The 12,133-nt window shown below is 69.1% G+C and carries 12 protein-coding genes and 1 pseudogene; 7 read left to right on the plus strand and 6 right to left on the minus strand.

Annotated features, from left to right (window positions below; translation table 11 throughout):
- Positions 1 to 69 precede the first annotated feature (69 nt).
- On the plus strand, positions 70 to 489 hold the full coding sequence (locus tag OG504_RS00610; RefSeq protein WP_405987853.1) for a hypothetical protein: 420 nt from the start codon (positions 70 to 72) through the stop codon (positions 487 to 489).
- Positions 490 to 833: 344 nt separating this feature from the next.
- Positions 834 to 1,634, plus strand: a complete 801-nt coding sequence (locus OG504_RS00615) for an FkbM family methyltransferase (protein WP_405987854.1) — start codon at positions 834 to 836, stop codon at positions 1,632 to 1,634.
- Between the two features lie 590 nt (positions 1,635 to 2,224).
- Here OG504_RS00615 and OG504_RS00620 read toward each other — a convergent pair.
- Positions 2,225 to 2,833: a TetR/AcrR family transcriptional regulator gene (locus OG504_RS00620; protein WP_405987855.1), complete on the minus strand. Its 609-nt coding sequence runs from the start codon at positions 2,831 to 2,833 to the stop codon at positions 2,225 to 2,227.
- Between the two features lie 57 nt (positions 2,834 to 2,890).
- Here OG504_RS00620 and OG504_RS00625 point away from each other — a divergent pair, with 57 nt between their 5' ends.
- Entirely contained in the window at positions 2,891 to 3,790 is a 900-nt protein-coding gene (locus OG504_RS00625) for an alpha/beta fold hydrolase (RefSeq protein ID WP_405987856.1), read from the plus strand.
- 217 nt (positions 3,791 to 4,007) lie between these two features.
- Here OG504_RS00625 and OG504_RS00630 read toward each other — a convergent pair.
- A pseudogene (locus OG504_RS00630) lies at positions 4,008 to 4,518 on the minus strand (transposase); the annotation flags it as partial.
- 137 nt (positions 4,519 to 4,655) lie between these two features.
- Positions 4,656 to 5,057: an SH3 domain-containing protein gene (locus tag OG504_RS00635; protein ID WP_405987857.1), complete on the minus strand. Its 402-nt coding sequence runs from the start codon at positions 5,055 to 5,057 to the stop codon at positions 4,656 to 4,658.
- Between the two features lie 136 nt (positions 5,058 to 5,193).
- Between OG504_RS00635 and OG504_RS00640 the strand changes: the two genes are divergently transcribed.
- On the plus strand, positions 5,194 to 5,604 hold the full coding sequence (locus OG504_RS00640; protein ID WP_405987858.1) for a hypothetical protein: 411 nt from the start codon (positions 5,194 to 5,196) through the stop codon (positions 5,602 to 5,604).
- A gap of 1,456 nt (positions 5,605 to 7,060) precedes the next feature.
- Here OG504_RS00640 and OG504_RS00645 read toward each other — a convergent pair.
- Positions 7,061 to 8,221 carry a glycoside hydrolase family 88 protein gene (locus tag OG504_RS00645; protein WP_405987859.1) on the minus strand — a complete coding sequence of 387 codons (1,161 nt, stop codon included), beginning with the start codon at positions 8,219 to 8,221 and terminating at the stop codon, positions 7,061 to 7,063.
- 144 nt (positions 8,222 to 8,365) lie between these two features.
- Positions 8,366 to 9,625 carry an alginate lyase family protein gene (locus OG504_RS00650; protein WP_405987860.1) on the minus strand — a complete coding sequence of 420 codons (1,260 nt, stop codon included), beginning with the start codon at positions 9,623 to 9,625 and terminating at the stop codon, positions 8,366 to 8,368.
- Between the two features lie 291 nt (positions 9,626 to 9,916).
- Here OG504_RS00650 and OG504_RS00655 point away from each other — a divergent pair, with 291 nt between their 5' ends.
- Together OG504_RS00655 and OG504_RS00660 are read left to right on the plus strand one after the other, a co-directional pair.
- Positions 9,917 to 10,528 (plus strand): hypothetical protein, encoded by a 612-nt coding sequence (locus tag OG504_RS00655; protein ID WP_405987861.1) that lies wholly within the window; start codon positions 9,917 to 9,919, stop codon positions 10,526 to 10,528.
- Between the two features lie 237 nt (positions 10,529 to 10,765).
- A complete protein-coding gene (locus tag OG504_RS00660; protein WP_405987862.1) occupies positions 10,766 to 10,966 on the plus strand; it encodes a hypothetical protein in 201 nt (66 codons plus the stop codon).
- Positions 10,967 to 11,357: 391 nt separating this feature from the next.
- Here the strand turns inward: OG504_RS00660 and OG504_RS00665 are convergent, their stop codons facing one another.
- Positions 11,358 to 11,597: a hypothetical protein gene (locus OG504_RS00665; protein WP_405987863.1), complete on the minus strand. Its 240-nt coding sequence runs from the start codon at positions 11,595 to 11,597 to the stop codon at positions 11,358 to 11,360.
- A gap of 217 nt (positions 11,598 to 11,814) precedes the next feature.
- On the opposite strand from OG504_RS00665, the gene OG504_RS00670 reads away from it, so the two are divergent.
- Positions 11,815 to 12,129, plus strand: coding sequence for a hypothetical protein (locus tag OG504_RS00670; RefSeq protein WP_405987864.1), 315 nt, complete (start codon positions 11,815 to 11,817; stop codon positions 12,127 to 12,129).
- Positions 12,130 to 12,133: the final 4 nt, after the last annotated feature.

Genomic DNA, 12,133 nt, shown 5'->3' on the forward strand with positions numbered 1-12,133 from the left:
CGGCCCATCCCCTCACCCCTGGCCACACCACCGGTCCGGACCACGGCATCCAACGGCACGCTGGTGCTCGTGGCACTCCTCAACACGCTGACAGGCCCCGACCACCCATCACCGGTGCCGGCACCAGCACCGGCCGCGCTCCCCCTGCTCCCGGTACTGCTCGGCCCGTACACCCGCTCCACGGCAGCCCCCGACACCGCAGTGCTGCGCCGGCTCCTCCTCAACGACCTCGCCGTCCCACCCGCAGGCACCCTCACCTGGACCGGACACCGCGACACGTTCTGCCTCACCTGCCCGATCACCGACCGAGGCGCCGGTCTCGAAGAGACCGCACGGCGGCCTGAGACGATCCCGCCCGACGTCTTCAGCAAGATGCCGACCGGAGCGTCCGATGCCGGCAGCATCAAGACTTCCGCCGAGAATCCACAGCGGTGGACCGAGGTACATCCTCAAGCGGCCGGCCAACACCGGGCGCAGTACGGGACGTGAATGCGCGCGCCGACCCCCATCAACCGACGACCCCTGCACCCGTCGTACAGCAGCCTCCGGGCCCTTCAGGACGGAACACACCCAGGCGCCCTACACGGCCGGTCACCTGCCTGAGGGGCCACACGTCGCCCCCCACCATCAGGCCGGGGCCGGAGACCCTTCCGCACAGGCATCGGCTACAGCAGCGGCCTGGTGCGCTGGAGACCGAGCAGGATGCATCGCGGGCCGAAGTCGTCCACTGCTTCGAGAACGGGCCCACGTCGCACCCCCGTGGATCTGAGACGCGGCCGAGGCGAAGGGCACGGGCTGGATTGTTGACTCCAACCCTGATACATCACCTTGTCATGGCCATGGACACGATGGAACTGCACACCATAAACCGCTGGGAGGCCTCCTTCCTCCGCCAGGAGGTGAACGGCTACTTCACCCACGGCATCGAGTGCACACCGGGCGCGACGGTACTCGACGTGGGCGCCAACATCGGTGTGTTCTCGGCCGCCGTGTATGAGCAACTGGACGGAGACGTGCGGATCTACGCCTTCGAGCCGATGCCGCCCCTCCACGCGACACTCGACCGCAACGCCCGCGAGTTCTTCGACGGACGCCTGACCGCACTCCCCTACGGCCTGGCGTCCCGTGACGACGAGCTCGACTTCAGCTACATTCCGGCCGCCACGATCTTCTCGTCCTCCTCGCGGGACCAGGGGAACATCGAGGACGAGCGGCGCCGGGTCACCGCCAGCGTCGTCGAAATGATCCGCCAGGGCGGCCTGGGACCGGTCCCGCGCCGCATACCCGCCCCCGTCCTCACACTTCTCATCAGCCGCAAGCTCCGGGTACTGCGGCAGCTCGAGACACACCGAGTGAAGGTCAGACCCCTGTCATCGGTGCTCGACGAACACGACATCGACCACATCGACCTCCTCAAGATCGACGTCGAAGGCGCCGAACTCGAGGTACTGAGAGGCATCGAGGAACGGCATTGGCCGCTCGTCCGCCAGGCCGTCGTCGAGGTGGAACGCTGGCAGCACAACCGCGACACCGTCCGCGAAATCCTCCTCACACACGGCTTCACAGTCACCACCGAACAGAACCCGGTACAGCAGGCCGGCGACATCGGCATGGTCTTCGCGCTCAGACCCTGACCACGCACAGCACCCGACACTCAAGGCCGTATCAACAGCTGACACAAAGAATTGGATCGGTCCTGACGACCCTGTCCGGGGCGGGAGTTGGGCGTTCGGTCCGATGCGGGGACGTCGCCGTGGACCGTGCCGGCAGAGCCGCGGGACCGACTGAAGCCGCTGCCGCCGCAGCGCGAGCGCAAGTTCCGGTAACCGGACGGCAAGGCATCGCCCGGACCACGAGGTACCGCGCGGAATCCACTGCCCGCCGCACACCGGGCTCCAGTACGAGCACCCGCCACAGGAGTCCGGCTCCGGCACGGACACGACATGCCCGCACCGACCGCGGGCCAAGAACAAGGCCGGCATCCGGCAGCGGCCACACGAAATCCTGCCCGCCGAACCGAACACGACCCCACACCCGAACCGGCCCCACCGCACGGCCAACGCCCCCCACGTGCGGGCGTTAAAGAGGGGGCAGCACACAGGTCCGTCGCCGGTCGACAGGGCCCGGCCCAGCTCGAAACACCACTGCCCCGGAGCCCTTTGACCAGCCGGGTTCACCAGCCTCGTGTCACCGCGGCGGCACAGACGCGAACGGGCCTTCCCGCCTATCGCGGCCCCGACGGTTCGTCCGGTCCATTCGGCACCACCTCGGCATTCCTGGCGGCGGCTGCCGCGACGGTCGCCAGGTCCTCGCCCGAGAAGCCGGCGCGGCTCAGCACCGCCAGGGATTTGTTCGTCGCCAGCGTGCACAGCGCCAGCTCTGCCGCCCCCTGCTCACCGGCCCCGGCCGCCAGCAACGCCTGCTCCAGCCTCGCCCGCAAACCCTCGATCATGGCGCGGACCATCGCCCGGCCCTCCGCGTCAAGCGCCGGGAACTGCGTCGCCGACACCGTGAGCAGGCAGCCGTCCGGGACCGTCGGGTCGGCGATACGGTTCAGGGCGACCTGCAGGTAGGCGGCCACAACGGCGCCCGGGCCCGGGTGGGGGCCGGACAGCGCCTGCTCGTACAGCGGGTGGTAGGTCTGCGCATACCGCTGGAGGCTTTTGCGGAAGAGAGCGCTCTTGTCACCGAAGGTGCCGTAGAGCGAGCCCCGGCCCAGGCCCGTGCCCTCGGCCAGGCGATCGATCGAGGCCTCCGAATAACCCCAGCGCCAGAAGACGTGCATCGCACGTCGCAGCGCCTCGTCCACGTCGAACTGCTTGCGGCCTGCCATGGTCCGTCACCCTACACATCTTGTAACGATCGTTCAAAGATGGGTAGGGTCGCCGGCATGACAAGCCTGCGTTCGCTGCGACTGCCCGACGGATTCCCCGACGTCTTCACCAGCCGGCTCGTGGAGGTGAACGGACTGCGGCTGCACGCGGTCACCGGCGGGGACGGCCCGCCGCTGCTGCTGATCGGCGGGTGGCCCCAGACCTGGTACGCCTGGCGGGAGGTGATGCCCGCGCTCGCCCGCCAGCACACCGTCGTCGCCGTCGACCCGCGCGGGGCCGGGCTCTCCGACAAGCCCGACGACGGGTACGACGCCGGCACGCTGGCCGCCGATCTGGCCGCGCTGATGGCCGCGCTCGGGCACGACCGGTTCGACGTGGCAGGCCACGACATCGGTACGTGGACCGGATACGCCCTCGCCGCCGACCACCCCGAGCGGGTGGGCCGGCTCGCCATCGTCGAAGCAGTGATCCCCGGTCTCACGCCGTCCCCGCCGTTCTTCGGCCCTGCCGCGGCCAACCTGAAGCTCTGGCAGTTCGGCTTCAACCGGCTCACCGACCTCAACGAGGAACTGGTCCGGGGACGGGAGCGGCTCTTCTTCGGCTGGCAGTTCGCCACAAAGGCCGCCACGCCGACCGCGATCCCCGCGTACGCCGTCGACGTCTACGTCGACGCGATCACCGCGGATCCTCGCGCGCTGCGGGCGAGCTTCGCGTACTACCGGGCGCTGGACGAGACGATCGCGCAGAACGAGCAGCGCGGCAAGACCCGGCTGACGCTGCCGGTGCTCGCCCTCGGCGGCGCGCTGTGGAGCGGCGCGAATGCCGCCCAGACGATGCGGCTGGCGGCCGACGACGTCACGGAGGTCGTCCTCGACGACTGCGGCCACTACCCGGCCGAGGAACAGCCCGCGCAGTTCGTCGAGATCCTCGAGGACTTCCTCGCGAACAACCGGTAGCAGCCACACCACACAGCCGAACCACGCGAACAACAGACGCAGCCCCACACACCACCAAACAGACCCCCACCCCCTCCACCGCCGTCTCCGACACCACGGTCGCCATCGACGCGGCGGGCGCCTGCGCGGAGGTGCGCGAGGGACCGAGTTCCTCAGCCGCAACGGCCGTACCTGGATGACGTATTCGATATGCGACACCGGCAACGGCATCGCCGCCCTCAGCAACGACGGCGACAGGCCCGGGACGGACGGCGTCCAGGAGTCGGCACCACGACGCCCGGCCCGATTCGAGGGCGGCGACCAACGAGTACGGCCAGCCAGGGCTGTACTGGTCCGAGGACCGTCCGCTGCGGCCGTAGTCATGGCAGAACGGACGGTCCGCGCTGGTCGGCGCCTCGGGTCGGAGCCAGTTGCCGACGTCGACGGCCAGGACCGGGCGCCCGTCGGCGGCCCGCGGCATCGGCAGACCGGCCGGCACCTGCCGCAGCGGGAACACGCCCGCGTTCCCGCTGTTCAACACCTCGTACACCACGCCGTGCCCATGCCGGAGCTCGGCCACCAGCCTCAGGTCCACCGGCCACGTCACCGGACCATCCGCGCACAGCAACCCGTCCACGAACTCGAACAGTCCGTCCCCACGCACGGTCAGGCAGCCGGATCAAGTCCTCCCGGAAGAGTGACACTCGCACGAACGCCTCCCCGCGACCGGCGTCAGGCAGCAGACACACCCGCACGGCCCCCGTCTCGACCGGTGCACCCTGACCGGAGCACACGATCAGACGAAGGCCGCTCCAGCGTCCGGCGAACGCCCAGGCTAGCGGCCTACTGCGAGGCCCCATTCGACCTCAGGCCATAAAGAACAAGCTCAGCCGGGGATCGGGTACTCGGGGCACTCTACGAAGCTCCCGCCGTCGGACAGAACGTCGTCGCGGACCCATCCGTACGTGTCCGGGCTCCGGGTGTCATTGCGCAGGTACGTCCAGGTGTAGCCATCGTTGCCGCGGGTGTAGCAGTGATAGTCCAGCCGGTCGCCCGGACGGGCGGTGCTCTTGATCGCGCAGTTCGTCGTGCTGGCAGCGTTGGTACCACTGCGCATCCGGCTGTTGTTGCCCGTGGCGTTCCAGGAGCTGTCGTCATGGTCACCAGGTGCTGACGACCCACACGGGGCGTTTGCCATCGCGGTTCCGGCACTCAAACCCGTGACGGTGGGGACGACGAGCGCGGCGACGGCCGCGAACGCCAGCCCGGTCCGAGTCAGTACTGACATAGACGTTCCTTCCCTTGAACCCGGCCCCGGCAGGGGCCCGTGTGACAGGACCATGGCAGGACGGCGCTGAAGGGACTCTGAAGGTTCCTGAGGGCCTTTCAGGTTCTCCTCAGCCGCCGGCGGCGATGCTGGGGTGATGCGGATACCGGTGGTGGAGGACGACCGGCGGACGGCGGAACTGCTGCGCCGGGGCCCGGCCGGTGAGGGATACGCGGTCGACGACGGGCACGACGGACGCCGGGATCTGGAACTCGCCCTGGAGAACCCCTACGACACGGTGGTGCTGGACGTGACGCTGCCGAACGTCAGCGGCCACCTGCCGGACGGGGCGGCACCCGTTGGAATCGCAGTTGGCTTCGACGGCGTACACGTCCGCCGACTTGTACACGTAGCCGTGCTGCGCGAGCCCTTGCGCAGCTTGTCACCATCAGGCGTATCAGCCTGCGGCGCCACGACACCACCGCCCGCCAACTGCCGTTGCGCGGCGCCCGGGAGCCCCGATACGGGTGTGACCGCGCCTTCCGGCAGGGGGTGGTCGGAGAAGTAGCCCACGGTCTTGCTGTCCCCGGCCAAAGGCCTGCAGGAGAAGCAGCCGACCTTCGTGCCCTGAGAGTGCTGAGGCTTCGCAGTGTCTGCCGGAGCGGCGCCTGCAAGGCCGACGGCAGCTGCGGCAGCCACAACTGCGACACATACCTGCCTGAACACCATCACGTCCCCCTGGACACTTCACGCCACCGGCCGCCGGCTCCCGGTCGTGGAGATGGCGAAGGATCTGCCGAACGTGCCATAGCCAGTCCACAAGCTCGCACACGACGCGCCCTGCACACCGCACAAAACGCGCATGCCGGCCAGAGCCGCAGGACAGGATTCCACTCCCTCCGGAGGCGACGCCACGGCTCTGCTACGCCGCCCGCGTCATCGGCTGACCCCGCTGAGCCGGGTCCGGACAACCTGACGCTCACCGGCGGCCTGTTCAGTCACTCGAACCTCCGTGCAGGCAACACGGCATCAGCGAACACGGGGTCGGAGAGTGGCGTCGCGCAAGTACGGCCAAGGACCTGCTGGTGAGATCCCTGTGTCCGATCAGGCACAGGTGCCTCGCCGGCCATCCCGTCGCCGCGGTACCCCCTCACCAGAGCCACCAGCCGCCTCGATCGCCCGGCTCCAACTCCCAACTCCTTCCCCAGAGTTCCGAACGACGCCGGGCGCTGGTGAAGCTCCCGGTCCCGGGCATCCAGCAGCCGAGCCTGCGCCGGCAACGCATCGCCGTCTCGTGCAGCCGCTCGCACTTCGCCTGCCCCCTTCACCCTCCCCACTCCCCTGAAGGCCATCCGGGCGGTGCACCAGCACCTCCACCGACAACAGCACCACCACCGCAGGCCACCCAGCAGCCAACACCGGCTTCCACTCAAAAGCCGGGGCTGCCCGCAACGTTCGCAGCCAGGGACACCGCGATACCCAGAAGGAACGCCGACCACACCGCACCTCGGGCCCAGCGAGTGCGGGCCCCGGAAGGCTTCGGCAAGCCGACCGTGGCCAAGAGCGGAAGGCCGTCCACGGACAGCGGCCACAACGAGGCGCTGACCGTGTCCGACGGACCAGTCCGGCCCATGGTGACCGCGCTCGTCGCGGCGGCCGTGCTGCTCGGCGTGCCGACATCGTCCGCCTCCGCGGAGCGGTACCGGAACATAGGGAGTCGCATGCGAGCAGACCGGTGTGGAAGAGCTGAACATCCCGCCTCCGTGCGGCAACGGTGACCTCGGAGGTCACGCGCACCAAGTCGTCACTGCTGTCGTACGCCTGCACGTCGTAGGCGGTCACAGGTGGCAGGTTGTATTCGGCGCGGACCCCGTTGGTCTCCTCCGGAGCGAGCACCCCGGTCGGGATCTGCCCGGTGGGCGGCGAGTTGGGGAACGCGGCCCGGTACTCCGCCGCGCACCCGAGCACCGACAGCGCCCTCTCCTGGCTGATGACCCGCTCGGGGCGCGGCGCGCCGAAGCTCTTCAGGAGGCGAGGGTCGCCAGCTCCGCTCCCGCGTGGAGGAAAGCGCCGACCGCGAAGTCCGCGGTGGTGTCGTAGGTGACGGGTTGGCTGGAGTCGGGGCGGTCGCCGACGCCTTGGACGTAGCCGAGAACGCCGTCAGGGTGGACGGCGGTGGTGACCAGGCCGTTCCAGGCACGGGCGGCGACGGGCAGGTAGGTGGCCCGGTCGACGAGAGCGGTGGCGACGGCGTAGGCGACGGCACAGACGAAGAAGGACGTGCCGCTGCTCTCGGGGCCGGGGAAGTGGGCGGGGTCGGCAAGGTTGACGTTCCAGAAACCGTCGGGACGCTGGACCGGAGGGAGGGCGGTCACCAGGCGTGTGAGGGTGTCGCGGTATTCGGCGGTGTCGGACTGGGCGGGCGGCAGGGCCTTGAGGGTCTTGACGTGGGCGGCGGCCACCCAGCCGTTGCCCCGCGACCAGACGACGGGCTTGCCGGAGGGCGAGACGATGTGGCCGGGCAGGAAGTTCTTGTCGCGGTACCACAGGCCGGTCGCCGGATTCAGCAGGCCGGGGCCTCCCTCGGCATGCTTGGTGTGCTGGTACAGGCTGTACAGCTTCTGGTGGTAGCGGGCGTCACCGCGCAGAGTGCCCAGGCGTGCGAAGGGCGGCATCGCCATGTGGAGGGCGTCGGCCCACCACCAGTCGTCGTTCTTGTCGACCTGGTCGGTGTAGGTCATGCGATGCAGCGAGGTCTCGATCGCGCTGATCTTGTGCGGGTCGGGTTCCAGCGCGTAGAGATCGAGATACGCCTGTCCGGCGTTCTGGTTGTCGGCGATCCGGGTGCCGGAGCCCGCGTTGAGGGCGTAGTTGTTCTGCTCGGCCCAGGACCGGGCGTAGGCAAGGTAGCGGGCGTCTTCGGTCAGGGAGTACAAGGACAGCAGGCCGGAGAAGAAGGTCGCGTTGGCCCACTGGTTGTTGCCCGGGTTGCCGTGGGCGGCGATCCAATGGTCGGCGACTCGGCGCAGCACGGCGATGATCGCGGCGCGCGAGGGCAGAGCGGGCGAGGGCACGGCGGCGGGGGCGGCCATGGCGCGCGGCCCTGCGATGCCCGTCAGGGCGGACAGCCCCACAGCGGCGAGCGCGCTGCCGCCCGTGGTGGTCAGGAAACGTCGTCGGTCCATGTCCTTGTCCATGGGGCCAGGGCCTTTCGTGTCTGAGGAGGGGCGGATTCCCCGGAGTCGGGGGTGAGGACCGGCCTGCTGCTGTGCAGGAGTCCCCTTACGGGAATCGGCGCGGCGGATCGCCATCGGCCGTGCGGAGCGAACTCAGTTGGGGTTGCGGGCGTTGGTGAGGGTTTCCCGGGCCACGAAGAGGTTGTTCGTGCCGGCCGGGCGGTTTCGCTCGGCGAGGGTCTGGGTGTTGGCCATCGCGACGCCGTGGAGGCTGTTCAGCGTGTTGAAGCCGACCTCGGTGATGGGGCCAAGTCCGAGTTTGAGAGTGCCGCCGCACACGGTGGACGGGACGGCCGCGCCGAGTTCGTACTTCGACTGGAAGCCCAGTGCCTGCCGTAGCCGCTCACCGACCTGCGGGTAGAGGTCCTGCCCCTGGATGCGGGCGGTCTCCAGGACGTGGGAGATCGAGGAGATGCCGTAGCCGGTGTGGGTGAAGTCGCGGCAGGACTCCTGGGTGATGCCGGTGGTGAAGGTGCTTGCGCCGAACCAGAAGTCGACGATCTGGTCGCGAGTCGTGAGGTGCTGGCTGGGCACGGTCCTGGGCAGCGCGCCGTCCGAGGAGAGGTGCACGAAGGCGGGGACGCGCTGCAGGTAGTGGCCGATCGCGGTGTCGTAACTGGTGTGGTCGTCGAGAAAGACAGAAATGCCGACGGCCGCCTCCAGCATCGTCAGGTCCCAGTTGCCGGTGCGGTCGGAGCCGTTGACGACCAGCGGGAGGTAGACGGTGCGCAGCATCGTCGCGAAGCGGCCGGCGTTGGGCCAGTTACCGCGCATGGTCTTGATGATCTCGGCTGCCTTCAGCCAGGAGGAGCCCGTCCAGCCGGTCTGCAGCGGGGCGTTGTCGTTGGTGTGGTCATGGATGGTCGCGGACCAGGCGTCCATGAGCTGGATCGCCTTCTGTGCGTAGCGGTCGTCGCGGTTGATGTACCAGGCCAGCGCATCGGTGTACGCGGCTATCGCGTCCTCGCGCTCGTCGGTACAGCCGTTGTCGGGATTCGAGGAGGGGCCGCACTCCACGGTCGCCAGGGGTTTGGGGCTGCGTGACAGCGAGGCGTACGGGCTCGCCATCATGCTGTCGTACGCGGTCTTCCACGGCTGGGCCCCCGCCTGGACCTTGGCCCGTACGAAGTCGAGCCGAGCGGAGTCAAGGTTCACGCCCGGGTGCACGAACGCCGCGGGCGATGCGTCAACGGCGGCGGCTGCGGCCGTGCCGGCTTGAAGGATCGTGGCCCGCGTGGCGGCTTCCGGCGTGGGTGCCGGGAAAACGGAGGCGGGAACCACTGCGGCTGCGGCCGCCACAGCGCCGAGCACGGCGGACAGGCCGGCGAACCGGGAGAGGTCTGTTGAACGCATGGGGGGACGGCCTTCCATGAGGCGACTGCCGCTACGGAATTCCTATACGTGAACAGTGAATTCGATTGTGAACCGCTGATGCCGGAAGGTAGTCGCGCAGGAACGAGGGCGTCAAGGTCTAGACCAACATTGCGGACAGCCTGCGGCCGCACGACAGCGCGGGGAAGCTGCGCCGACTGCATCCACGCGTTCGCAGCCAGGGAGCCTCGCCCGATGCGTTGTCGCAGGTGGATGCAATGATCGCCGTTGCCGGCGTGAGCACGCTGGTTTCGCAACTCGGGGATGGCTCATATGGACACGTGGCAGAAGCTTTCAGCGCTGGTGGAGGAGCGGCTGAAGGCCATCTCGCCTGGGGAACGCGGCGTGTTCGCTGCAGGTGTCGCGGAACGGCTCATGAGCCGGCACGAGGAACTGCCCACGGACGAGCAGGCGCCGTTCACCGTGGGCCTTCGCCCCCTGTTGAACTCCGTGTGGGAGGGCGTCCTCGGTAACTCGACGGCCTTCTCGGCGGTGAAACGCGGTGTCGCCGAGTACATGCTCAGCGAGTACTGCCACAACGACGGCCAGGACGGGCCCGATGATGCAGACGAGTCTGCCGCAGCGGCGACGCTGTATGCCGCGCACGCCTATCTGTTCGGCTGCCACGACTTCGCCACCTGGACCAGCCGCCGGGCAGTGGAGGCCGTTGACCAATACCTTGAGTTCCTGGCCGAGCAGGAAGAGGACGACCTCGTCCCTGATGCGGACGAAGCGCTGACCTCTGAGGTGCAGCGGCAGCTGCGGGACCTCGACCTCATCGCGAACCACTCGAAAGATCTTCGCCATTCCAGCATGGGACTGACCACCGACACCTCGATCCGACTGCGCGTGGAACTTCGAGCTCCTCTCTCCAGCCGGGCATGAGTGTCCGAGAACCAGGAATGGCTCATCGCCCGCCCGCCCGGACCACGGCCACGACCTCGCCCGCCACGCGCTGATCCGCCATCTCTCCCCCGGCAGCTGGATCCATCATCCGCTCACCCCGCAACCCGATTGCGGTGGGCTGCTCGTGCGCGAGACGGCGTGCGCCGCGCCGCCGAACAGTGGTTGCCGACGCTCCGTCAAGCAGGTGCGGAGCTCCGCACTTTGGAGCGGTCGCCAGTGACGGTCCCGTTCACGCACACCGACGCACCGTTCTGGAAAGCGCGCGTGTTCGACGGGATCGACGAGATGGACGTCAAGCAGGCAGCCACCGCCTGCGGGACGGTCGAGACCGCGGCCAGAGGCAGCAAGGCCGGCGCGCCCGGACCGCGGCCACAATTCCGCGCGACCACGGCGGTGCCACCGCCATCCGCGGGCTGACCGGCACCTGACCCGGCTGACCAATGTTCTCGGCGTCCCCCACAGCCCGAATCCGGGCGGCCACCGGAAAGCAGCCGGCCTCCAGAAGGAAGACACCTTCCACCCCTCCCGTTCGGCTTGCCCTCTTGAGGTTGCCGGGTCCCACTCGTCTTCGGACAACAGGGCATAGAGCCAGGAGCCGACGAAAAGGGAGCAAGACCTGCCCCGCACTCGGAACAGGGCACACCAAGGTGGCGCAGTGCCTCAAGCGCGGCACATACGTCCAGCACCGCACATCCGCCCTGCCCTGGTGAACTCCTCGCGCGTGTAGTCGACCTCGCCGCTCCCGTCCATCGGGCAGGAGCACCCGAACCTCTGGAGGCGGTGGTTCAGCAGATGTCATGCGGGCCCACTACCTCCGGGACCGGTGACCGCCGTCCGATCCCGTCCCGACGACACGCCCCCGCTCCCCGGCCATGAGCACGCGTTCGCTCCCGCCGGCGTCTCCGGTCAGCCGGACGACGACCTTCTCGTCGCCGCCGTAGAGCTCGACCCGGTCCCGCCAGGTGCGGCCGGCTGTCTCACCGTCAGCCCACTCCCCGAAGACCGCCGACCTGCCGGTCGCGAACTGGAGTCGGACCGTATGCGTCATGGCAGCCGCTCCAGTGCGCGGGCCTGGCGCCTAGCTCCACTCGCGCGCCGGGCAGTCGCGGGGGGCTGGACCAGTACGGGTGACACAGCAACTGACCGGACAGGGCGTACAGGCGGCGGCGCAATGCGGTCGCATGCACAGGGGGCGGTACGGCGAGCGCCGCGTATGTGCGCTGCCAGTCCGCCTGGAGTGCGATCAGGCCGGTCGGGAGAGAGGCGTGCTCCACCCCACCGCCGCCCGCCAGTACCACGCCCGCGGAGGCCACCTCCATGTCCCCCGCAAACACACCGAGACGATCAAGCTGGGCGGAGCCGGCGACAACGGCCAGGAGACGGCCGTCAGGCTCAGCGTCTGGACCGACAACACCGCGCCGCGTCGGACGAGTTGGGCGTGCACTGGTGAGCGTGGCCTCGCAGGGTTTGCAGTCGTGGTGCGGGGCGCGCAGTTGATGCCCGTTCCCCTGCGGACTTCCGCCACCCCGCAGGGTCCGCTGGTCACGTGGTCCGCCGACGGAAGCGACAGCCGTGTGTGAGCGG

Source organism: Streptomyces sp. NBC_00986, from assembly GCF_045162565.1.
In the GTDB taxonomy this organism is placed as follows: Bacteria; Actinomycetota; Actinomycetes; order Streptomycetales; family Streptomycetaceae; genus Streptomyces.